Raw genomic sequence first — 21686 nt, 5'->3', positions numbered from 1 at the left:
GTATTCCGTTTTCCGCCGGTGAATCAAGCGATCATGAGCAGGCGGACCGTGCTCCCGGCGGTACCGCCCTCAGCTGAGTGTCGCCGCCGCCGCGGTCACGAGTGCGCGGGTCTGGTCGATGATGTCCAGGCGGTTCTGCTCGAATACCGGGTCGCTGATCTCCGTGGTGTTCCCGGGGCCGAACACGAGCACCGGCGTGTGCAGGTGCCCGCCCGGCATCGGCGCGCCGAGGGCGTCACGCAGCAGTGTCGTGCGGTACGCGATCTCGTTGGACAGGTAGTTGCCGCCGCTGCCCGCTCGGGCGACCGAACCCGGGGTCGGGCCGTTCGGCTGGAACACCGGGGCGGTCGCGCCCGCCGGGATCTCGGTCACGCTCGGGTTGATGTGCACCGGGAACCGCCCGGACGGCGCCGCGGCCATCTCGGCGGCGGGCAGCGTGCTGCGCACGAACTCGGGCGCGGGCGTCACGGTCGGCACGTGCGCGGGGATCGGGGCGACGCCGGTGTAGGAGATGTTGTCGTTGTCGGGGAACCCGCCCCGCCAGCGGCCGTTGTAGCCCTCGACGTCGAACCGGCCCGGCCTGCCCTGGCTCACGGTCACGAACATGTCCGCCCGGGCCCGGCCTTCCCGCAGGTGCGGCAGGAACGTGTCCTCCACCGTGCCCTGCTCGAACGGCCGCCACAGCACCGGGAAGATCGCCGTCTCGATCCGGGCGGGCCCGTTCGGCGTGCGCACGATCGCGCCGTCCAGCGCCAGCGCGGCGGCACCGGAGGGGTTGCTGCGCCGGATGTCGGCGTCGAGGATGAACGGGTCGAACCCGCTGACCACGATCCGCCGCATCCCGCCGCCGGTCGGCAGCCGCAGGGAGTCCTGCCCGCGGGAGGCGCGGTCGAACGTCAGGATCAGCGCTTCGCGTTCCCGCGCGTCCAGTCCGCGCGCCGGCGTCCACTGGCGCAGCAGGCTGGTGAACCGCAGCCGCGCCCAGTAGAGCGGGCGGTCGTCGGTGACGGAGAGACCGTCGGTCGGCACGGGGGACTGCGCGCGGGCCACGGCCGCGGTCCACAGCGTCTTGCCGGTCGCCGACACCAGCGCGTCCGCCGACGGCCCGCCCGCAACCGCGCACAGCGCGGCGCTGAAGGTGGTCGCGTACCGGTCGAAACCGCTGCGGCGCAAGATGTCCTGGGGGATCGGCCGGCTCAGCCGGTTCTCCTCGACGGTCAGCGGGACGGTCGGGTCGTAGCAGTCGCGCCGGTCCTCGGCGGCCGCCAGTGGCGCGCCCGCCACCAGCGCCGCGATCACGACGGCCCCGGCCAACACCTTGCTGATCACATCGTCTCCCAAGCAGGTCGAGGAGTCGGCGCCGCGCGCCGAGTCAAGACCATCCTGGTGGAGAGGTCGGGGTCGCCCCCTATAGCGACATGGGTATCAATCGCCGCTATACCGAGAATAGGGGTCAGCGTGGTCGCAGCGCGTCGAGCGTGACCGTGACCAGCCTGCGGGCCGCCGCCTTGGCCGGGGCCTCGGTCGCGGCGTTGAGAGCGTGCAGGCAGAACGACGCCAGTTCGTCCGGGGAGACGTCGGCGCGCACGTCCCCGCTGTCCGCGGCGGCGCGCAGCAGGTCGGCGATCATGGTCCGCAGCCGGGCGTGGCCGCTCGCGACCCGCGAGCCCGCGTGCAGGAACTCCGCGAATTCGGCGCCGTGGGGCTGCCTGCCGTGCAGCGACCGGTGGTGGTTGATCACGGCGTAGGCCTCGAGGACCGCGGCGAGCCGTTTGCCCGGGTCCTCGCCCGCCCGGTCGCGGATGACCGCCAGGTGCGCCAGGTGGTCGGTGACCTGCCGTTCGTGCCAGGCGAGCAGGATCGACTCGACGCTCGGGAAGTACTTGTACAGCGTGGCCCGGCCGATCCCGGTCTCCTTGGCGACCTGCGACATCGTCACGCCCGCCAAGCCGTGCCGGGCCACCAGCGCGGCCGTGGTGTCCAGCGTCGCGTCGCGCACCGAGCGACGGTGCTCCTCGATCGTCTCGCTCCACAGTTTGGGCACGGGCCCAGCATACGTTTCGCCGATGGCGATACAAGATGACTTGACAGCGACACAGTGTCTCGCAAAACTGGACCCATGGCGCACGACCCGGAAGACCACCCACCTGGCGTCCCGCGCTGGGTGAAGGTCTCGCTCATCGCGGTGGCCGCCCTCATCGCCCTGCTGGTGATCCTCATGGCGACGGGCGTCCTCGGCGGCGACCACGGACCAGGCAGGCACCTCTCCGCCGTGGCGGTGCTCGCATGACGATGGGCCCGCGGACGCGGAAGGCCGCGCTCACCCTGCACGTCGTGGCCTCGGTCGGGTGGCTGGGGGCGGTCGCGGCATACCTGGTGCTCGCCATCGCGGCTCTTCGGAGCACGGATGTCGCCCTGGTGCGCGGGGCGTATCCGCTGATGGAGCAGGTGATGTGGGCGGCGGTGGTGCCGTTGAGCCTCGGGTCACTGCTCACGGGGGTGATCTCGGCGTTGGGCGGGCCTTGGGGGTTGGTGCGGCACTACTGGGTGTTGTTCAAACTGGTGCTGAACTTAGTCGCGACCACCTTGCTTTTGCTTTACACCAGGTCGATCGGCCACTTCGCCGACCTCGCGCCGACGGTGTCGGACGTGGCTGTCCTGCGGGATTCGACCCACGTCTTACATTCGGCTCTGGCGTTGATGGTGCTGCTCGCGGCGACGGTGTTGGCGGTGTTCAAACCTCGCGGAGTGACCGGTTTCGGGCGCGCGCGTCGGGCGGTGCCATAGGTCGTTGCCGCGGCAGAAACAGGAACTCGATCGCGCGGCGGCCGTTGGTGCTGGGTCCATACGTTCTTGCCGATGGTGGCCGCAACGCGAGCACACCGCTGGCCGCGGCCTTCGGGTCCGTGGCGACAGGCACTGCGCACGGCGCTACTGGGCTCGCCCCGACCGCGCGCCGCCGTGGTGGGCTGCGAGAAAGTGGTGTGCCCGGCGGGCGCGACGGCCTTGGTCGGCGCCTCGGCGACCGGTGGCTTCGAGCGGCCGGGGCCTGGGCTGAGTTCGCCGTCTCCGACCCGCTGCTCAGGCTGACCGGCACTCTGCTGTTCTTGCGTGGGTGATTGGTGCCTGGGTCTTGGCGGCTCGATGTCTCCGGTCCGCTGCGGCCCTGGCTTATTGGTGCTCCGCTGTTCTTCCGTGGGTGAATGGTGCCCGGTCTAGGCGGCTCGATGTCTCCGGCTAGCCTCGGCTCAGGCTGACTGGCGCCCTGTTGTCCTCGCGTAGGTGATCGGTGCCCGGGTCGTGACGGCTCGATGTCTCCGGCCCGCTGCGGCCCTGGGTGACTGGCGCCCCGCTGTCCTTGAGGTGATCGGTGCCCGGGTCGTGACGGCTCCGATCCGCTTCGGTCCAGGCTGATTAGTGCCCTGCTGTTCTTCTGTAGGTGACTGGTGCCCAGGTCTTGACGGCTCGATCAGGCCTGGAGCAGCTCCTGCATCTGTGTCATCTCAGCGCGTTGGCTGTCGATGATCTGCTGGGCCAGCGCCTTGGCGACGTCGCTGTGCCCCATCTCCAACTCCACCTCGGCCATATCGATGGCTCCCTGGTGGTGCCGGATCATCATTTCCAGCCACCGACGGTCGAAGTCAGCGCCGGTCAGTGCTCGGAGCGCGTCCAGTTCCTCGGACGTCATCATCCCCGGCATGGATGGATGGGCCTCTCCGTGGCCCGCGGTGGGTGCGCCCCACTCGCTGAGCCACTCCCGCATCTTCTCGATCTCCGGGGTCTGCGCCTGCTCGACGCTGCCTGCCAGTTTCAGCATCTTGGGGTCCGTGGACCGCGACGGCACCAGTTTCGCCATGTCGATCGCCTGGGTGTGGTGGGCGATCATGTCGGTGGCGAAGGTGAGGTCCTGCTCGTTGTGGGTGCTCCGCGCGTCGGAGGGGGCCGAGTGGGGGCCTGTGGGCTCGTGCGGAGTGTCACCGCAGCCGCTGACCAGGGCGGCGAGGGCGATCGCGGCGAATGCCATCCCGATTCTGCTCATGTCCGCACTCCAAGACCGCGCTGTCGGCGACGCTGCTCGAATTATCCCCGCTCACCGCACCCGGCGCTCCGGGAAGCAAGTGGGAAGGATGCGCGGTTCCGCGCGCGACCCCGGCGCCCGTACCCTGGCGGGGTGTCCGCGGCGAAGATCAATCGACCCCGGCGAGCGTCCCTCGCCGGGCTGATGGTCACCCTCCTACTCGCCGCGGCGGCGACGCTGGGCTCGCACTGCGCAGCCGCCGCCGAGACCACCTTCCCCCTCGCGACGACAGACGCCGACAGCCACGGCGCGCACCACGGCGGGACCGCCCGAACGGGACACCGACCAACCGCCGAGCAGCCCACCCACCGCGCCGCGGCCGCTCTGGTGGCGCTCCGGCCGGTTGTCGCTCAGGCCGCCGGCCATGGTGGGGCCGGGTCGGGGAGCGAGTTGGTTGCCGGTCAGGCGGGGCATTACGGCGGTGCTGCTGGGAGAGTGTTCCGGTCGGTCGCCGATCAGGGCGCTCACCTCGGCGGCACCGATTCGATAAGGCACCGGTCGGTGGAGCACCGGCCGGTGGTCGATCCGGCCGCGCACAGCGGTTCGCCCGCGGAGTCCGGTTCGACCGGGCTTGTCGCCCTCTGCGTGTCCGTGGCGGTGGCCGTCCTGCTGGCGCTGGTGCGGCTCGGGCAGCCGCGCGCCGTGGAGGTTCGGGCGTTGATGGGCAGGGTCCCCACCGCCGTCGCGAGTCTGGCCTGGCCTAGTCCGGATCCGGTTCGCCTCTGCGTGCTGCGTACGTAGGAGAGGTCCGTCCGACACCTGTTCGGACCGCCGACCTCGACTCGACACGCAAACCCCGAAAGGCATTTCCGTGGACCTTCTCGCCGTACTCCTCACCGGCCTGCTGGCCGGTGGGATCTCCTGCGCCGCAGTGCAAGGCGGCCTGCTCGCGGGTCTCATCGCCCGGCAGCGGCCCGATGACGCGGCACCCGCTGGGCAGACCGCGCTCGCCCGCCTTGGTGACGACCTCGCGCCCGTCGGCGGCTTCATGGCGGGCAAACTGCTCTCGCACACCCTGCTCGGCGCCCTGCTGGGCGCGATCGGCGGCGCCGTCCAGCTCTCGCTCGGTGCGCGGACCACGCTGCAGTTCGTCGCCGGGGCGCTGATCATCGTTTTCGGGCTCTCGCAGCTCGGGGTGCCCGGATTCCGGCGGATCGTCGTCATGCCGCCCCTGCCCTGGATGCGCATGGTCCGCAACCAGTCGCGCTCGCAGGCCGCGTTGGCGCCCGCTGTCCTCGGGTTCGCCACGGTGGTCATCCCGTGCGGGGTGACGCTCTCGGTCGAGGCGTTGGCCCTGGCGTCCGGGTCAGCCCTCGCCGGTGCGGCGACCATGGCGGTCTTCGTCCTCGGCACCGGCCCGCTGTTCGCCGTCCTCGGCTACGCCGCCCGCAAGGCCGCCACCGCCTGGCGCGGCAGGCTGGCCATCGCCACCGGCGTGGTTCTGCTGCTGACCGGCCTGTACACGGTCAACGGCGGCCTGGAGCTGGCCGTGAGCAGGCTGATGAGTTCCGAAGAGCCGGTCGACCAGACAGCGGCCACCATCACCGACGGCGCCCAGGTCGTCGAGATCGTCGCCGTCACGGGCGCGTACCGCCCGCCCAACGTCGGTGCGCGGGCGGGCGTTCCGACGACCCTGCTGGTGCGCTCGGAGAACGCGAAGGGCTGCGTGCGGGCGCTGGTGGTGCCCTCCCGCGGCATCGAGCAGACGCTGCCGGTGAGCGGCGAGACCCGCATCGACCTCGGTGTGCTCGAACCCGGCACCCTCGAGTACTCGTGCTCGATGGGGATGTACACCGGGGTCATCACCGTCACCTGAGCGACTCTCAGTGGTAGGCGTGGACCACGGCGTGGCCCAGGCCGCGGCCGATCATCCACCGGTTGATCGGCCAGGTGACGACGAAGGCCACACCCAGGGCGAACGCGAGGGCGCCCCAGAACAGCAGGCTGTTCACGCCTGCCTCCATGGCGCCCGGCACGGCCACCATGATGGCGTTGTCGACGACCTCCATCACCGCGATGGACAGGGTGTCGGCGGCGAGCGCGACCTTGACTGCCTGCTTGAAGCCGACTCCCGCCCGCAGCACGCCGCGCATCGTCAGTGCGTAGCCGAAGAAGAAGGCGAGGACGACGGCGAGCACGATCGTGGCCACATTCCCCCAGCCCAGCGCGGTGCCGATCACCATGCCGAGCACCTCGCCGATGGCGCAGCCGGTGAGGCAGTGCAGCGTGGCGGACGCGGCCATCCGCCAGCTCACGGGGCCGTGCCCCATCGCGCTGTGGTCCATGGCGCCGTGGTCGTGCGCACCCATGTGCTGATGTTCTTCGCTGGACACCGGAGCCTCCTGAACTTGGTTGTGCATACCCTGAGGGGGTATCTCGAACCTAACACCGCGATGAGTCGTGGGCAAGCTTGTTTTTGATACCCCCTGGGGGTATGGTTGCGACCAGTTCAACCGAAGGAGAGTGCCGCGATGTCCGAGTCCACCACCTACACCGTCACCGGGATGACCTGTGGCCACTGTGTCCAGTCCGTTCGGGACGAAGTCGGCCGCATCGACGGTGTCACGTCGGTCAAAGTCGACCTCCCGACCGGCGCGGTCACCGTGGAGAGCACCCGCGACCTCGCCGAAGCCGAGGTGCGCGCCGCAGTAGCGGAAGCCGGTTACGAACTGACCGCCTAGACCGGCGGCAAAGCCAGAAAGCAGAGACATGAAGACTCCAGCGAAGCTCACCGCCTACGGTGCGGCGCTCGTCCTGGTCGCCACCGGCGCCTGGGCGATCGGCACCGCTGTCGGTCCCTTCTCCGCCGAGCCCGCCGCGCGGGCTCAGGCGCACGGGGAGACCCACGGCGACACTGTCCCGGCGAGCACGCCGCACGACCTGCCCGAAGGGCTGTCGTCGTCCAGGGGCGGATACACCTTCACGCCCACCCACGCGACGCTGCCCGCGGGCCCTGGCCAGCCTTTCTCCTTCCGGATCACCAAAGCAGGCGGACAAGCGGTCACCGCGTTCGACATCGAGCACGAGAAGCGGCTGCACCTCATCGTGGTGCGCCGCGACACCGCGGGCTTCCAGCACGTCCACCCGGAAATGGCTCCCGATGGAACCTGGGCCGTCCGGCTGAACCTGGCCAAGCCGGGCAGCTACCGGGCGTTCGCCGACTTCACCCCGTCCGGCGGCGAGGGGATGACCCTCGGCGTGGACCTCGCGGTGCCCGGCGCTGTCGAACCGGTGACGCACCCCGAGTCGCGAGTGGCCACAGTGGACGGCTACGAGGTGCGCCTAACCGGAGATCTGGTGGCGGGCTCGTCCTCGAAGGTGACCCTGTCCGTCGCCAAGGATGGCAAGCCGGTCACCGACTTGCAGCCCTATCTCGGGTCGTACGGGCACCTGGTCGCGCTCCGCGAAGGCGACCTCGCGTACCTGCACGTGCACCCGGAAGGCACGCCCGGCGACGGCAAGACCCAGCCGGGACCGGAAGTCGTGTTCTTCGCCGAGGTGCCGACCACCGCGACCTACCGGCTGTTCCTCGACTTCCAGCACGAGGGCAAGGTGCGCACGGCGGAGTTCACCGTGTCCACAGCGGACAAATCCCAAGGCGCCGTGCCATCCACACCGTCCACTGTGCCCAGTGCGTCCCATTCGGACGCGCCCGGCCACGGCCACAACTGACGCACGAGAGGAGCGGACATGACCACCAACGTCGTCACGGCTCGCCCGGCTGAGATCGAACTCGCCATCGGCGGCATGACGTGTGCCTCGTGCGCCAACCGGATCGAGCGCAGGCTCAACAAGCTCGACGGGGTGACCGCGACCGTCAACTACGCCACCGAGAAAGCAAAGATCGTCTACCCGGACGGGGTCGACCCGGCCGAGCTCGTCGCGCAGGTCGAGGCCGCGGGATACACCGCGACCGTGCCCCGCGCGGAGCCGGAGCCGGACTCGGCGCCGCCCGCGGACCCGTTGCGGCAGCGGCTGATCGGCTCGGTGCTGCTGTCGGTTCCGGTCATCGCGATGGCGATGGTCCCGGCGCTGCAGTTCACCTACTGGCAGTGGATCTCACTGATGCTGGCCGCGCCCGTCGTCGGGTGGGCGGCATGGCCGTTCCACCAGGCGGCGTGGGCGAACCTGCGGCACGGCGCCGCGACCATGGACACCTTGATCTCGATGGGGACGCTGGCCGCGTTCGGCTGGTCCCTGTACGCGCTGCTGTTCGGTTCGGCGGGTGTGCCCGGCATGACCCACCCGTTCGAGCTCACTATCCGCCGCATGGGCGGGGAGGCGAGCATCTACCTCGAGGTCGCGGCGGGCGTCACCACGTTCATCCTCGCCGGCCGCTACTTCGAGGCCAGGTCGAAGCGTCGCGCGGGCTCGGCGTTGCGGGCGCTGCTGGAACTGGGCGCGAAGGAGGTCGCCGTTCTGCGCGACGGCGTCGAGGTCCGGGTGCCGATCGGGCAACTGGCCGTGGGCGACCGGTTCGTCGTGCGGCCGGGGGAGAAGATCGCCACCGACGGCGTCATCGAGGACGGCAAGTCCGCTGTGGACGCCGCCATGCTGACCGGCGAGTCGGTCCCGGTCGAGGTCGGCCCGGGTGACGCCGTGGTCGGCGCGACGGTGAACGCGGGCGGCAGGCTGCTCGTGCGGGCCACCCGGGTCGGTTCCGACACCCAGCTGGCGCAGATGGCGAAGCTCGTCGAGGACGCGCAGACCGGCAAGGCCGCGGTGCAGCGGCTCGCCGACCGGGTGTCCGGCGTGTTCGTGCCGATCGTGATCGCGCTGGCCCTGGGCACGCTGTTCTTCTGGCTCGGCGCCGGGGTCGGCACCACGGCGGCCTTCACCGCGGCGGTCGCCGTGCTGATCATCGCCTGCCCGTGCGCCTTGGGCCTGGCGACGCCGACCGCGCTGCTGGTGGGCACGGGCCGGGGAGCGCAGCTCGGAATCCTGATCAAGGGCCCGGAAGTCCTGGAGTCCACCCGCCGGATCGACACGATCGTGCTCGACAAGACGGGCACGGTGACCACCGGCCGGATGTCCCTTGTGGACGTTGTCACCGCCGAGGGCGTCGACCGCGACGAGGCGCTTCGGCTGGCGGGCGCGGTGGAGCACGCGTCGGAACACCCGATCGCGCAGGCCATCGCGGTGGCCGCCCAGGACTTGGGCGACCTGCCGCCGGTCGAGGACTTCAGCGCGACCGAGGGCTTGGGCGTGCACGGCGTCGTCGACGGGCACGCGGTCCTGGTCGGCCGCACCGAGTTGTTGCGGGCGTGGAGCCTGGAGCTGCCCGCCGATCTGGCCGAGGCCAAGGCGGCGGCTGAGGCTCAGGGCCGAACCGCCGTCGCCGTCGCTTGGGACGGCGAGCCCCGGGCCGTGCTCGTGGTCGCGGACACCGTCAAGCCGACCTCGGCGGACGCCATCCGCATGCTGCGCGGCCTGGGTTTGACGCCGGTGCTGCTGACCGGCGACAACGCGGCCGTGGCCGAGTCGGTCGCCCGCGAGGTCGGCATCGACGAGGTCATCGCGGAGGTCCTCCCGCAGGACAAGGTCGACGTGGTCGCCCGGCTGCAGAAGGAAGGCAAGGTCGTCGCCATGGTCGGCGACGGCGTGAACGACGCGGCCGCGCTGGCCAAGGCGGACCTGGGACTGGCCATGGGCACCGGCACCGATGTGGCCATCGAGGCGGCCGACCTGACGCTGGTCCGGGGTGACCTGCGCGCGGCGGCAGACGCGATCCGCTTGTCCCGCAGCACTTTGGCGACGATCAAGGGCAACCTGTTCTGGGCGTTCGCCTACAACGTGGCGGCACTGCCGTTGGCGGCGGCCGGACTGTTGAACCCGATGCTGGCGGGCGCGGCGATGGCGGTGAGTTCGGCCTTCGTGGTCGCGAACAGCCTGCGGCTGCGCCGATTCCGGTCGAGCGCGGTCTGACGGGATCGGCCCACCGGCGATACCGCCCCCGAACCAGCGGGGGCGGTATCGCCTTATTCGCACGGTTCGGAGAGCGGCACCGCCGCGAACTCGGCCCGCGAGCTCAGACCGAGTTTGCGCATCGCCTGGGCGACGTGTTTCTCCACCGTCCGGGTCGAGAGGTAGAGGGCTTCGGCGACCTGGCGGTTGGTGCTGCCCGCCGCGACCAGGTGCACGACCTCGCGTTCCCGGGGTGAGAGGTTGCCGCCGTAGCTCTTGCGGCCGCGCGGTGTTCCCAGGCGGAACCGGCGGCTCAGCCGGACGCACCGGGCGGCGTCCTTGGCCAGGCCCAGTTCGGTGAAGACGGTCGCGGCGGCGTCGAGCAGCGGCAGCGCGGTCTGGATGTCGCCCAGGTCGACCGCGGCGGTGCCCGCGAGTTCGTAGGCCGCGGCGGCCGCGTGCGGCTGCGGCAGGGCCTGGTACTGCTTGGCGGCGCGGGTGTAGCGGTCCACCGCCGCGCTCCCGGTGGCGAGCAGCCCCCGGCACAGGTCGAGCGCGGCGGCCGCCAGCGGCGCGTCCCGGCCCGACACCCCTTGGTCGAACTCGGCGACGATGGCCTCCGCGTGGGCGACCCGCCCCGTCCGCAGCAGCGCGCGGGTGGCGGGTGGGAGGAGGTCGGCCGCCCACAGCCAGTTGTCTTTGTGCCGGATGGCGTTCAGCGCCCGCTCCGCCCCGACCGCCGCCGCGGCCACGTCGCCGCGGGTCAGCGCCATGGTGACCCGGCCCGCCGCGATCGCCGCGCAGATGGGTGCGTGCTCGGGGGCCGCGGCGTGGGCGTGGTCGAGGTGTCGGATCGCGGTGTCGCGGTCGCCGCGGGCGATGGCCAGCCAGCCCAGGGCGACCCACGCGTCGGCGGCCAGGTAGGCCATGTCCCCGGCCTGGTCGATGAGCTGCGCCGCGTCCTGCTCCAGGCTCGCCCATCGGCCGCCCGCCGCGTCCAGCCGCAGCTCGGTGCCGGTGGCCAGCATCGACAGGAATGGCACGCCGGTGTCGGAGAGCAACTCGCGGCCGGTGACGAGGGAATCCCGGGCGCGGTCGTGGTGCCCGAGCCACGCGGCGGCGTCGGCGAGGTTGATGTGGGCGCGGGCGAGCTGCCTGCCGATCTTGACCGAGCGGCCGGGCCGGGGCAGCCGCTCGGCCGCGGCCCACGCGGCGGGATCGCCCAACTGCGCCAGCACGGTCACCTCGTTGGACCGCACGGCCATGAGCCGCTCGTCGTCGACCGTGGCCGAGTCCGCGATCCGCAGTGCCTCGGCGAGCCAGCGCTGGTGGTCGCGCACCGGCCTGGTCCCGGTGAACGGCAGGGTGAGCGCCGCGTAGCCGCGGGCGGCCAGGGCAGGCTGGCTGTCCAGGTCGTGCAGAGCCATCTCGATCTCGCCTTGGGCGTCCTCGATCCGGCCGACCTGGTTCATCAGCAACAGGCCCAGGTTGAGCCGCACCTCCCCGCGCGCGCGGGGGCCGAGCGTCTCCTCCCGCAGCACGCTGCGCAGCCGCTCGACGGTGCTGTTGCCCGCGATCCCGTTGATCACCACCCGGCTCAGCCGCACCGCGAGGGTGTTGCGGTCCCGCACGGGCAGCGCGTCGTCGGCGAGCGCGGCCTCGAGCACCTGCAGGGCGAGCGCCGTGTCGCCGACCTGGGTGGCGTGGTCGACCGCGGCCAGGGTGCGGCGCACCCAGGTCGGCAGGTCACCGGCCTGCCGGTAGTGGTGGGCGAGGCGGACCACCGCGGGCCCAGGGGCGGCGGCGAGCAGCTCGGCGGCCCGCGCGTGCATGCGGCGGCGCAGCGGGCCCGGGATCGACACGTACACCGCCTGCGTCGCCAGCGGATGGCGCAGCGCGTAGCGTTCGGCGCCGACCTCGTGCAGCACCGCGCCGTCCAGCGCGTGGGTCAGCGCGGACTCGACGCCGTCCTCGGTCAGCCCCGCGACCGCGGCCAGATCGGCTTCGGTGGCGGCGGTGTCCAGCACCGCGGCGGCTTGGACGACGACGGTGACCGACGGGCCGAGGCGGGCGAGGCGGTCGGCCAGGGTGTCGCGCAGCAGGATCGGGATGTCGACCTCGTCGAGCGCCCGCGGCCGCGGCACCAACCCGCCCTCGCGGACCTCACGCAGCAGTTCCTCCACCACGAACGGGATGCCCGCGGTCCGCCGATGCAGCTCCCGCGCGAAGTCGTCGGCCACCCGCTCGGTGCCGAGCAGGTCCGCGGCGAGTTGGCCGACGTGCCCTGGTTCCAACGGGCGCAGCCGGACCAGGGTGTTGCGGCCCTCGGCGAGCAGCACGTGCGCCCCGCCGGGGAGCAGCGACCCGTGCCTGCCGGGCTGGGTCTCCCTGCGGTAGGTCAGGACCACCGACAGGTCCGGGGTCGGCGGGCAGGTCAGGAACCGGAGCAGGTCCTGGGTGCCCTCGTCGGCCCAGTGCACGTCTTCGACGACCAGCAGCGTGGGCCCGTAGGCGGCGAGCACCTCGCGCACCGCGCGGAACACCTGGTGCCGCTCGGTGGCCACGTCGCCGCGCGCGGGCTCGGGGGGCAGCAGCGGCGCGAGCTCGGGCAACAGCCGACGCAACGCGCCCGCCAGCGGGCTCAGCTTCGAGGCGACCCCTTCGAGCAGCGTCCGGGTGTCGCGGAGGATGTCGACCACGGGGCCGTACGGCAGCGGCGCCCGCATCGGCTGGCAGGTCCCGAACAGCACGGCCCGCCCCTTGGGGTCGATGCCCCGGGCGAGTTCGCGGACCAGCCGGGTCTTGCCCACCCCGGCCTCACCCTCCACCAACACGACCGAGGGCGGTCTGCGGACGGTGAGCGCGACTTCGGCCAACTCGGCCGAGCGGCCCACCAGGGCGGCCACGTGCCGAATCGTGGGAATTCTCCTTCCGGCCATGAACGCACATTACGTGGGACATCGTGAATCCGGTATCCAAGCGTTTTCCCGTATTGGCACCCATAAAGAGGAGTCATAAAAGCGTGAATGGGGCCGCATTCTATGAATGCCGGATGGCCGTGGGAAATTGTGCCCGCAAGGGGCCCGGCAGAACGGCCTGTTTGGGTGGTTCGCCTTGATTTGGGGTGAAATGGGCCTAAACTTTCGCAGCGCGGGGCAGTTTCTTCATCCTGCCCGCTTTACCCGCGCAGGCCCATTTCCGGGGTCCCCAAATCAAGGCGAACCACCCAAACAGGCCCCCCAAAGCCGGCCGGCGAACGGCCGACGTCAGCGGCGCCGTCGTACGGCCCAGGCGGCGATCTGTGCCCGACTCGAGAAGCCGAGTTTCGTCAGGATGTTCCCGACATGGGTGTCCGCGGTCCGCCGGGCGATGACGAGTTTCGCCGCGATGTCCGCGTTGGTCATCCCCTCGGCCACCAACTCCGCGATCTCCGCTTCGCGCTGGGTCAGCGGGCTTTCCGGTTCCGCTGGTTCGGTCCCCAACGCGTACTGCCGTCGTTCGGCGGCGGACATGGCCCGGCCCGCCGCGTGGGCCTGGTCGAAAGCCAAGTCTCCCAGGGCTTTTCGGGTGTTGTCGCGATGAAACAGGTGGGGCATCGAGACGGCGGCTTCCGGGGTCGTGCCGAGGTCGGCCCACAGGGGCGCCGCCACGCCGAAGAGGGTCGCGGCGCGCGGGTGGTCGCCCTGGCGGTCGGCGACCCAGGCCATGCTCTCCAAGTGGAAGGTCTCGCCGAACGAGTTGTCCATGGCCAGGTCGGCCAGCAGTCCTTTCCGTGCCGCTTCGGCCGCCCGGTCGACGTCGCCGAAGTCGACTTCGACCATGGTCACGCCGAACATCGCCATGGCCCGGTGGTACTTCTCGCCGTGTGACTCGCAGAGTTCGATCATTCGGTCGAGCGCGGCGCGGGCGCCTTCGATGTCGCCGCCGTAGGCGAGTGCCACGCCTTGGATGAACAGGGGGTGCAGTTCCCGGCGGACCTCGCCGAGTTCGCGGAAGCCCGCGGCGGCGGCGGTGGCGAGTTCGGCGGTGCGCAAGTCCAGTGAGATCAACGCTGCCAGGCTGCGCACGTATCCCAGGTAGGTCACCAGGAACGCGTTGTCGCCACCCAGGTTCTCGGCCTGCGCCAGCTGGCCGGCTGCACTGTCCATATCGGACTGCCACAGCGCGTGCAGCGCGGCCACGCCCAGGGCGAACGGGCGGTCGGGGTGGTCTTCGGGTGTCGCCGCCAGGGCCCGGTCCAGCCACATCCGCGCCTCGGTGGTGAATCCGCGCAGGCTCCAGTACTCGTCGAGCCGCGACGCCATGCGCAGTGCGACCCCGGCCTCGCCGGGCTCGGTGAGGCACCAGTCGAGGGCGGCTCGCAGGTTCGCGTGGTCGTGCTTGAGTCTCGTGACCCACGCGAGCTGGTCAGGGCTCGCCCACTCGGCGTCCGCGGTGGCGGTCAACCGGTCGAACCAGTCGCGGTGCAGTCGCGAAACCCGGGCATGGTCACCGGACTCGGCCAGCCGCTCCTGCCCGTACTCGCGCAGCGTCTCCAGCATCCGGTAGCGCGCGTCGGTGTCCGTCGTGTCGCGCACCAGCACGGACTTGTCCAACAGTGCGTCGACGAGGTTCAGCACCTCGGCGCTGTCCACACCCGCTCCGGCGCAGACGAACTCGGCGGCGGACACGTCGAACGAACCGGCGAACACCGACGCACGGGCCCACAGGGCCTGCTCGGCCTCGGTGCACAGCTCGTGGCTCCAGTCGATGGTGGCCCGCAGCGTCTGCTGCCGCTGCGGCGCCGTGCGCGGGCCCGCGGTCAGCAGCGGCAGCCGCCGGGCCAGCCGCTCGACGATCTGCCCCGGCGACAGCGACCGAATCCGCGCCGCCGCCAACTCGATCGCCAGCGGCAGCCCCTCAAGCGAACGGCACAGGGACACCACGTCGGCGCAGTTCTCCACCGTCAGCCCGAATGTCGGCCACACTGCGACCGCCCGGTCGACGAAGAGGCACACGCTGTCGTAGCGCGCCAACTCCTCCGGCGCACACGGCCCGGTGTCGTCGGGCACGGACAGCGGGGGCACCGGGAACAGCCGCTCGCCCGCGATGCCCAGCGACTGCCTGCTGGTGGCCAGCACAGCGACGCCGGGGCACCCGGTCAGCACCTCACGGACGAACTCCGCGCACCCGTCGACCAGGTGCTCGCAGTTGTCCAGCACGAGCAGCAGCGAGCGCTCCCGCAGGTGTTCGACCACGGTCGACGTGACCAGCCTGGTGGACCGGTCGCCCAGCCCCAGCCGGTCGGCGACCACGTTCGCCACCAGCGCCGGGTCCCGCAACTCGGCGAGCCCGACGAACACGACGCCGTCGGCGAAGCCGCGAGCCGCGTCCCGCATGACCCGGGTCCCCAGCCGGGTCTTGCCGACGCCGCCGGGGCCGGTCAGCGTGAGCAGCGCGCCCGCGGCAAGCAACTGCCTGGCCCGCGTGCCTTCGCGCCGCCTGCCGATGTAGCTGGTCAGTTCGCTGGGCAGTGTCCACACCTCACCAGACGCGGGATTCCGGAACGACCCAATCTAGCGCCTAGGTTGGTCCACATGACCGACGCCGCGCGCACTCGCCGCAGCTACGACCTCGTCGCCGAGCGGTACGCCGCCGAACTGGGGGACGAGTTGCGCCACAAGCCGCTCGACCGCGCCCTGCTCGACGCCTTCGTGGAGCTGGCTGACGGTCCCGTCGCCGACCTCGGCTGCGGTCCCGGGCACGTCGCCCGCCACCTCGCCGAGCGCGGTGTCCCCGTCGTCGGCATGGACCTCTCACCGGCGATGTGCACCGCCGCCCTGAGGTCGGGCATCCCGGCCGCCGCCGCCGACCTGGCCGCGCTCCCCATCCGGTCGGACGCGCTGAACGGCCTCGTCTGCCTCTACGCCGTCATCCACCTCGAGACCGACCAGCGCGCCGCGGCCTACGCCGAGTTCGCGCGGGTCCTGCGGCCGGGCGGGCACGCGCTGATCGCCTTCCACACCAGCGACGCCGACCTCCCCACCGGCGGCGCGCGGCACCTCGACGGCTGGTGGGGTCACGAGGTGGACCTCACCTTCCACTTCCTCGACCCCGCCGCCGAAACGGAGGCGCTCACCGCGGCGGGGTTGGCCGTCGTGGCCCGGCTCGACCGGGCTCCGCACGGACCCGAACACGCGAGCGACCGCTGCTACCTGCTCGTGCGGCGGTCGCCGCGCTGAGGGCTTGGTCAGGCCTTGAACTGGCCCGGCCGCCTGCCCTCGCCCGCCGGACCGCGGTAGGCCTGGGCGATCTCGAGCCAGTACTCGGCGTCGCGGCCGACCGCCTTGAGCGCGAGGTCGTCGCGGTGCCTGCGGCGGGTGACCAGCAGGCAGAAGTCCTCGGCCGGGCCGGTGATCCGCTGCTCGGCGTCGGCGGGTCCGAACTCCCAGGTGGCGCCCGACGGCGCGGTGAGCTCGTAGCGGTACTGCACGTCGGGCGTGGGCAACGCGCGCGACTGGTAGCCGAAGTCCCAGACGAGGGTGGCGAACCAGGCGACGTGCCACAGCCGGTCGGTGTACTCCCGGGTGACGCCGACCGCGTCGGCGACGTCCTGACCGTGGGCGAACAACTCCATCATGCCCGCGCAGGCGAGCACGGCGGGCGGCAGCGGCCGGACGAGCCACGGCACGACCTGGTCGGCCGGCACGGCGGCCAGGGCCTTGATCGCGGTGTCGCGTTCCTCGCGCCAGCGCGACAGCAGCACGTTCGGCGGGGTGCCGAGGTACAGGCCGAGGGCTGCGTTGACCGCGCCCTCGAAGTCCCCCGCAGCCTGCGCCGCCATCGCCTTGAAGACCTCCGGCTCGGCGGCCGCGGTGCCCGCGAGGCGGAAGATGAAAGCCAGGTGGGCGACCTGGTGGGCGACCGTCCAACCGGGTGCCGGAGACGGCTGGTCCCAGGCGTCGTCGGCGAGCCCGGCGAGCATCGCCTCGATCTCCTCGCCCTCCGCGGTCAGGTCGGCGATCACGTCTCGCTGCGTCACGTGCTTTGTCCTCTCGACCGTCGCTTGCCTCCATCCAAGGATGGCGGGGCCAGGCTCCACTGTCTTATCCGCGCGTGCCCTTTGCTTGCCCACCAAGGGGTTTGCCGGAGAGGGGGTCGCCGGACAGGCCAAGGCGGTCTTGCCTCGCCTAGCGTTGAGTGAGGTCCGCTGCTTGGTTCCGCTTCGCGCGGTCGATCTCGGAAACGATCTCCTCGGCTCGAGCTCGCTCGCGACTGGCCCAGTACAGAGCCTCGTGGTGATGTCCGCGGTCGATTTCCGCGACCTCCGCGTAGACAGCCGCGCTGTGTCGGTAGAAGGTCAACCACTCGGTCAACGGCGCGCTTTGTCGTGGCCGTTGGCTGCCGAGCAGTTCGTTCGCCTGGGCCAGGGTCCGTATCTCGCGGCCAGACTTGCTTCGCGAGTTCATGGTGAGACGTCCTTCCGTTGTCCTCCAGCACAACGGAAGGTAGCTACGCCGCGAGTTCCGGGCAAGACTAGAAATGTGAGCTAGTACAAAATGTGCGGCTAGGTGGCGATGTTGAGATCGGCGGCGAGCTTCCGCAAGTGAGGCGTGTTGATCTCGCCATCGCGAAGCGCGTCCCGCACGAGATCGTGGACCCCTGGATGTGCGCTCACCTGCTCGGGAGCGATGTCATAGGCCTTGCGCAGGGTTTCCAACAGTGCGGTTGTCTGCCTGCGCTGCGCATGTGCCCGCGCCACGTCGATCAGCATCTGGGCCTGGCGCTCGGGGGAAAGCGATGACACATCCGCTTTCTCCGCCACGCGCAGAGCGCGGCCGGCGTCGCCCAGTTCGACCGCGATGCTGATCTCGTGGAGCGCGACATTCGTCGGCCCGAACTCGGTGTTGTGGCTGTTGGTGTCCGTGCGGATCCTCTTGGCCGCTCGGCCGGCCTTCGCCAGGTACGAATAGGCATCGTCACCTTCGTTCGATCTGGCTGACGCCACCGACAGCTGAAGGAACAGCGCGCCAGTCAGCGCGACAGCGCCAAGGTCGCCTTTCTCGGCCAACCGGCTGAGAGCGCTGATGGCGGTGGTCGCCGTGCGCTTCACCAGATCGAACCGGCGTGCCTGCTGAAAGACGATGGCGAGGCGGAAGGCGCCCGCGCCCATCAGCAAGGGGTCATCGGCGTCCTCGGCCGCCGCGATCGAGCGGTCGACGGCCACCCAGGCCGCGGCCGTCTCGCCCAGCTTCGACAACACGCCCGCAGCTGCGTGGTAGGCCTTGGCCTTGGCCGCGCAGAGGTGCCGCCGGTTCGCCCCCGTGGTCTTTCTCGACGCGTATTCGAGTTCGGGGATCAGCGTGCCCAGAAGCCGGCTCAGATCCTCGTGCCGGGAGTCGTGCGCGAACTCCCACGCCTGGTCCGCGCGAAGGCTGAGCCGTTCCACATCGACCGGCGAGACCTCGGAAAGCACCGCGTGAAGCGCGTCGCTGGAACACAGCGCGAGGCTGAGCGCGGTAGCGGCCCGCGGTGGTTCCGGGGCGGCGATGACACTCTCCGTGGCGAGCTCGGACAGCGGGACATCGAGAACTTCGGCGACCTTCTCGAGAACCGACATGCGATCCACGTGCCGCACGCCACGCTCGACCTGGCTGACCCAGCTCTCGGAGCGCGAGAGCCGCGCGGCGAGTTCCCGTTGCGAGAGTCCCAGTCGGCTTCGGTGAAACGCGACCTGCCGCCCCAACGCCTTGGCGTCGGCGGGTTTCACGGCTGGAGCCCTTTGCCTGTCGGCGAAGTCAGGAACTCCACCCGGAGATCGGCCACATACTGCTCCCGCGCGGCCAGGAACGCCTTCGTATGCTCCTGACGCTCGTGGTCGTCGAAAGCCTCCCGGCTCGCGTAAAGCTCGTAGAACACCCGGGACAGTGGCTCACCTTCGACGGAATGCACCGCGTAGACCAGGGTTCCCGGCTCATGCTCGGCGATCCGCGGGACCAGTTCGGCGACAAGCCCGTCGAAACCCGTCGCCGCGTTCTCGTCGCGAAGGTCGAATCGGACCACCAAAGCCCACATGCGCAGCTCCATTCGTACGGAGCCGCCAGGCTAGCACTTTTAGTACTAGCTCGTACGTGAGCTGTGCCGACAGCAACAGGCGCCGCAGCCGGATGGGCTGGGGCGCCTTCGGTGTTGCTGACTGACGAGCGTGCGGGCTAAGCGGCGTCGCTCAGGCGTTCGGCGGCGCGGAGTTGGCGTTCCTCCTCGTCGGCGGCGATGTCGGCCAGGATGTCGGCCCAGACGATCCCCGCGGCGAGGTTCGGGTTGTGCGGGGCGTGCGGGTTGATGTCCACCATCTCGTCGACGAGGCTGACCAGGGTGACCGGGTTGGCGGGCGGCTCTTCCTGCTGTTCGCGGCGCGGTGTTGCGTCGGATAGTGACACGGCGGTGCTCCGTTCCTTGTCGGGTTCCGGACAGTTCCTTGCTACGGCTCATAAGGGCTGACGGTGACCGGCACACCGTTGAACACGGCGTTGCCGGACGGGACGTCCACGACCAGCTCGTCGGTCAGCGCGTTCGCGTTGACGCCGGGGTTCTGCGCCGCCACCCGCTGCTCGCTGCCCTTGTGGCCCCACCCGTGCGGGATGCTCACCACACCCGGCCTGATCGAGTCGGTCGGCTCGACGGCGACGATCACCTCGCCGGTGGCCGACCGCACGATCGCTTGCTCACCGAGCCCGTACTTGGCGACGTCGGCCGGGTTGACGTGCAGCGTGCAGCGGTTGCTCCCGCCGAGCAGGGACGGGACGTTGTGCAGCCAGCTGTTGTTGGAGCGCAGCTGCCGCCGCCCGATCAGCACCAGCTCCGGGGTCGGGGCGGACAGCTTGGCGCGCAGCCTGCCGAGGTCCTCGACGATCGGCGGCGGGGTGAGCTCGACCCGCCCGGACGGCGTGCACAGCAGTTCCTTCAGCCGCGGCTCGAGCGGCCCGAGGTCGATGCCGTGCGGGTTCTCCCGCAGCCGCGCCAGCGACAGGCCGTACGGACCGAGCTTGAGCATGATGTCCAGCATCAGCTCGGGCCCGCTGTCGCCGTCGAGTTCGGCGCGCACCTCGGCCGGATCCCTGCCCTGGTACGGGGAACCGGGGATCTGGGTGGCCGCGCCGACGAGCTGCCCGAGGACCGTCTCGTCCAGCCCGGCGGGGTCGGCCGACGCGCCCGCGCCCGCCGCGATCAGGGTCAGCCGGGCCAGGATCTCGGCCTCGGACCGCTGGTCCGGCTCCAGGGGCAGGATCGCGGGGGAGAACCTCGTGTAGTTGCGCACCGTCACGATCTGCAGCAGGAAGTCGTAGTGCGGCATCTGCAGCATGCGCGGCGGCGGCAGGATGACGTGCGCCCGCCGGGTCGTCTCGTTGAGGTACGGGTCGACGCAGACCATGAATTCCAGGTCCTCGAACGCGCGCTCGAGCCGGGGCCCGTTGGGCGCGGCGAGCACCGGGTTGGCCGCGATCGCCACCAGCGCCCGCACCTGGCCCTCGCCGGGGGTCTCGATCTCGTCGGCCAGCGTGGCCGTGGGCAGCTCGCCGAGCGCCTCCGGCAGGCCGCGGACCCGGCTCTTCCACCGGCCGGCCTGGAACGGCTCGCCGGAGCGGAACACCTCGAGCGCGGCCGTCTTGGTGAACATGGTCCCGCCGGGGCGGTCCAGGTTGCCGGTCAGGATGTTGACCACGTCGACCAGCCACTGGGTCAGCGTGCCGAACTCCACCACCGACCCGCCCATGCGCGAGTAGACAGCCGCTGTCGGCGCCGCCGCGAGCTCGCGGGCCAGCCGGGCGATGTCCTCGGCGGGCACGCCGCAAACGCTTTCGGCCACCGCGGGGGTGAACTCCGCAGCCAGCTCGCGCAGTTCGTCGAGGCCGTTGACGTCGAGCGTGACCTTGGCCAGGTTCTCCGTCAGCAGCGTGTTGACGACGGCGAGCAGCAGGAACGGGTCGGTGCCCGGCCGGACCGGCAGGTGTTCGTCGGCGATCGCCGCGGTCCTGGTGCGCCGCGGGTCGATCACGACCAGCTTGCCGCCACGCTCACGCAATTCCCGCAGCCTGCGGGGGAAGTCGGGCGCGGCGCACAGGGAACCGTGTGACTCCATGGGGTTCGCGCCGATGACCAACAGGAAGTCGGTGCGGTCGACATCGGGCACCGCGATCGCGAACGGGTCGCCGTACAGGTGGCCGCAGGCCACGTGCTTGGGCATGTGGTCGATGGTGCCGGAAGAGTAGGTGTTGCGGGTGTTCAGCGACTGGGTCAACGGCATCCGGTACATGAACCCGGCCATCGTGTGATAGGTCGGGTTGCCGAAGAACACGGCGACAGCGTCGCGGCCGTGCTTCTCGATGACACCCGTCAGCCCGCGGTCGACGGCTTCGAACGCCTCGTCCCAGCTGGCTTCGCGCCACTGGTCGCCCTCGCGGATCATGGGATGCCGCAGGCGATCCGGGTCCTCGTCGAGGCGGCCCAGGCTCGCGCCCTTCGGGCAGATGTAGCCCTTCGAGAACGGGTCGTCGGCGTCACCACGCACCTTCGTGACGCGGCCCGCGGGGTCAAGATCGATCTTCAGGCCGCAGACGGCGTCACAGATGGGACACGTCCGGTGCGCGGTGGTCATCGACACTCCTGTGGTGGGATCGCCCATAAGGGCACGGCCACGGGAGTCCCGGCGGAACTCCCGTGGCCG

General features: G+C 71.0%; 20 protein-coding genes. 8 read left to right on the top strand and 12 right to left on the bottom strand.

What is annotated here, in order from left to right:
* Positions 1–69: 69 nt before the first annotated feature.
* Together C8E96_RS02285 and C8E96_RS02280 are read right to left on the bottom strand one after the other, a co-directional pair.
* A complete protein-coding gene (locus tag C8E96_RS02285) occupies positions 70–1329 on the bottom strand; it encodes a pyroglutamyl peptidase (protein WP_091370282.1) in 1260 nt (419 codons plus the stop codon).
* 124 nt (positions 1330–1453) lie between these two features.
* Entirely contained in the window at positions 1454–2044 is a 591-nt protein-coding gene (locus C8E96_RS02280; protein WP_091370284.1) for a TetR/AcrR family transcriptional regulator, read from the bottom strand.
* Between the two features lie 75 nt (positions 2045–2119).
* Between C8E96_RS02280 and C8E96_RS33050 the strand changes: the two genes are divergently transcribed.
* Both C8E96_RS33050 and C8E96_RS02275 read left to right on the top strand, forming a co-directional pair.
* Positions 2120–2290 carry a hypothetical protein gene (locus C8E96_RS33050; RefSeq protein ID WP_166657854.1) on the top strand — a complete coding sequence of 57 codons (171 nt, stop codon included), beginning with the start codon at positions 2120–2122 and terminating at the stop codon, positions 2288–2290.
* Entirely contained in the window at positions 2287–2787 is a 501-nt protein-coding gene (locus C8E96_RS02275) for a DUF2269 domain-containing protein (RefSeq protein ID WP_228769668.1), read from the top strand. The genes C8E96_RS33050 and C8E96_RS02275 overlap by 4 nt, the downstream gene beginning before the upstream one ends.
* A gap of 682 nt (positions 2788–3469) precedes the next feature.
* Here C8E96_RS02275 and C8E96_RS02270 read toward each other — a convergent pair.
* Positions 3470–4039, bottom strand: coding sequence for a DUF305 domain-containing protein (locus C8E96_RS02270; RefSeq protein WP_228769669.1), 570 nt, complete (start codon positions 4037–4039; stop codon positions 3470–3472).
* Between the two features lie 132 nt (positions 4040–4171).
* Here C8E96_RS02270 and C8E96_RS02265 point away from each other — a divergent pair, with 132 nt between their 5' ends.
* Positions 4172–4819 (top strand): hypothetical protein, encoded by a 648-nt coding sequence (locus C8E96_RS02265; RefSeq protein ID WP_133794120.1) that lies wholly within the window; start codon positions 4172–4174, stop codon positions 4817–4819.
* Between the two features lie 70 nt (positions 4820–4889).
* Complete coding sequence (locus C8E96_RS02260) at positions 4890–5894, top strand: sulfite exporter TauE/SafE family protein (protein ID WP_091370291.1); 1005 nt, start codon at positions 4890–4892, stop codon at positions 5892–5894.
* 7 nt (positions 5895–5901) lie between these two features.
* Here C8E96_RS02260 and C8E96_RS02255 read toward each other — a convergent pair whose 3' ends face one another.
* A complete protein-coding gene (locus C8E96_RS02255; RefSeq protein WP_407642665.1) occupies positions 5902–6387 on the bottom strand; it encodes a DUF4396 domain-containing protein in 486 nt (161 codons plus the stop codon).
* 162 nt (positions 6388–6549) lie between these two features.
* Between C8E96_RS02255 and C8E96_RS02250 the strand changes: the two genes are divergently transcribed.
* From C8E96_RS02250 to C8E96_RS02240, 3 genes are read left to right on the top strand one after another with little or no spacing between them, the layout of a single operon-like run.
* Positions 6550–6759 (top strand): heavy-metal-associated domain-containing protein, encoded by a 210-nt coding sequence (locus C8E96_RS02250; RefSeq protein ID WP_091370296.1) that lies wholly within the window; start codon positions 6550–6552, stop codon positions 6757–6759.
* Positions 6760–6787: 28 nt separating this feature from the next.
* Entirely contained in the window at positions 6788–7750 is a 963-nt protein-coding gene (locus C8E96_RS02245; RefSeq protein ID WP_091370298.1) for a hypothetical protein, read from the top strand.
* Between the two features lie 18 nt (positions 7751–7768).
* Positions 7769–10003, top strand: a complete 2235-nt coding sequence (locus tag C8E96_RS02240; RefSeq protein ID WP_091370299.1) for a heavy metal translocating P-type ATPase — start codon at positions 7769–7771, stop codon at positions 10001–10003.
* Positions 10004–10056: 53 nt separating this feature from the next.
* Here C8E96_RS02240 and C8E96_RS02235 read toward each other — a convergent pair whose 3' ends face one another.
* Both C8E96_RS02235 and C8E96_RS02230 read right to left on the bottom strand, forming a co-directional pair.
* On the bottom strand, positions 10057–12888 hold the full coding sequence (locus C8E96_RS02235; RefSeq protein WP_166657853.1) for an ATP-binding protein: 2832 nt from the start codon (positions 12886–12888) through the stop codon (positions 10057–10059).
* A 360-nt stretch (positions 12889–13248) separates the two neighbouring features.
* Entirely contained in the window at positions 13249–15504 is a 2256-nt protein-coding gene (locus C8E96_RS02230) for an ATP-binding protein (RefSeq protein ID WP_091370302.1), read from the bottom strand.
* Positions 15505–15558: 54 nt separating this feature from the next.
* Between C8E96_RS02230 and C8E96_RS02225 the strand changes: the two genes are divergently transcribed.
* Positions 15559–16203 (top strand): class I SAM-dependent DNA methyltransferase, encoded by a 645-nt coding sequence (locus C8E96_RS02225; protein WP_091370304.1) that lies wholly within the window; start codon positions 15559–15561, stop codon positions 16201–16203.
* An 8-nt stretch (positions 16204–16211) separates the two neighbouring features.
* Here C8E96_RS02225 and C8E96_RS02220 read toward each other — a convergent pair whose 3' ends face one another.
* From C8E96_RS02220 to C8E96_RS02195, 6 genes are all read right to left on the bottom strand, one after another.
* Entirely contained in the window at positions 16212–17003 is a 792-nt protein-coding gene (locus C8E96_RS02220) for a TIGR03084 family metal-binding protein (RefSeq protein ID WP_091370306.1), read from the bottom strand.
* A gap of 148 nt (positions 17004–17151) precedes the next feature.
* A complete protein-coding gene (locus C8E96_RS02215) occupies positions 17152–17430 on the bottom strand; it encodes an AMED_5909 family protein (protein ID WP_091370308.1) in 279 nt (92 codons plus the stop codon).
* Between the two features lie 98 nt (positions 17431–17528).
* Entirely contained in the window at positions 17529–18731 is a 1203-nt protein-coding gene (locus C8E96_RS02210) for a helix-turn-helix domain-containing protein (protein WP_091370310.1), read from the bottom strand.
* Positions 18728–19036 carry a putative quinol monooxygenase gene (locus C8E96_RS02205; protein ID WP_091371328.1) on the bottom strand — a complete coding sequence of 103 codons (309 nt, stop codon included), beginning with the start codon at positions 19034–19036 and terminating at the stop codon, positions 18728–18730. Before C8E96_RS02205 ends, C8E96_RS02210 begins: the two co-directional genes overlap by 4 nt.
* A gap of 137 nt (positions 19037–19173) precedes the next feature.
* Complete coding sequence (locus C8E96_RS02200) at positions 19174–19401, bottom strand: DUF6222 family protein (protein ID WP_091370312.1); 228 nt, start codon at positions 19399–19401, stop codon at positions 19174–19176.
* Between the two features lie 41 nt (positions 19402–19442).
* Positions 19443–21617: a molybdopterin-dependent oxidoreductase gene (locus C8E96_RS02195; protein ID WP_091371330.1), complete on the bottom strand. Its 2175-nt coding sequence runs from the start codon at positions 21615–21617 to the stop codon at positions 19443–19445.
* Positions 21618–21686: the final 69 nt, after the last annotated feature.

The organism is Actinokineospora alba (genome assembly GCF_004362515.1).
Lineage (GTDB): Bacteria > Actinomycetota > Actinomycetes > Mycobacteriales > Pseudonocardiaceae > Actinokineospora > Actinokineospora alba.
Note: the sequence above shows the minus strand (reverse complement) of the source record. Positions and strands in the feature narration are given on the sequence as shown.